Here is a 722-nt window from a genome sequence, read left to right on the forward strand (position 1 = left end):
CACCCGAAGTCGGTGAGGTAACCCTTACGGGAGCCAGCCGCCGAAGGTGGGGCAAGTGATTGGGGTGAAGTCGTAACAAGGTAGCCGTACCGGAAGGTGCGGCTGGATCACCTCCTTTCTAAGGATGTTATTGACAAAACCGAATGGTTTGATTATAATGACGCTTGCCGTTTTGTTTAGTTTTGAGGGAACTTGTCTTTTCTGGCTGTTTTGCGCCTGCGAGCAGATTCGGAGAAGTCGAGATTCCTCGGTGCAAGGCTGCAAAGAAATGGATTCAATGCAGCGGCCTTGTTTCGTTTGGAGGGAACGTATCGTTCCTTGTGAGGAGTATATGGGCCTATAGCTCAGCTGGTCAGAGCGCACGCCTGATAAGCGTGAGGTCGGTGGTTCAAGTCCACTTAGGCCCATTGGATGGGGCCTTAGCTCAGCTGGGAGAGCGCCTGCTTTGCAAGCAGGAGGTCATCGGTTCGATCCCGATAGGCTCCACCATAAAAATCGTTCCTTGAAAACTAGATAACCGGAAAAGCTGAGGCGCTGCGGTTAGCTCTCGAAGCCAAATGTTCTTCACCCTTGGGATGCTTGCATCCCAAGGGGGGAGGTTATTTGGCAGAAGAGAGCTAGGCGCCGAAGCTAGACAATAAGGAAGAAGCCGAGACGCTGTAGGTTAAGCTAGAAAGGGCGCACGGTGGATGCCTTGGCACTAGGAGCCGATGAAGGACGGG

The 722-nt window shown here is 52.9% G+C and carries 2 tRNA genes and 1 rRNA gene; all 3 read left to right on the top strand.

Going from position 1 to position 722, the window contains the following annotated elements:
* Positions 1-118 (top strand): 16S ribosomal RNA (locus tag ETC05_RS17295); the annotation flags it as partial.
* 215 nt (positions 119-333) lie between these two features.
* Positions 334-407: transfer RNA gene (locus ETC05_RS17300), tRNA-Ile, on the top strand.
* Between the two features lie 6 nt (positions 408-413).
* A tRNA-Ala gene (locus ETC05_RS17305) sits at positions 414-489 on the top strand.
* Positions 490-722 lie beyond the last annotated feature (233 nt).

The organism is Geobacillus sp. BMUD (assembly GCF_013096845.1).
GTDB classification, from domain to species: domain Bacteria; phylum Bacillota; class Bacilli; order Bacillales; family Anoxybacillaceae; genus Geobacillus; species Geobacillus vulcani.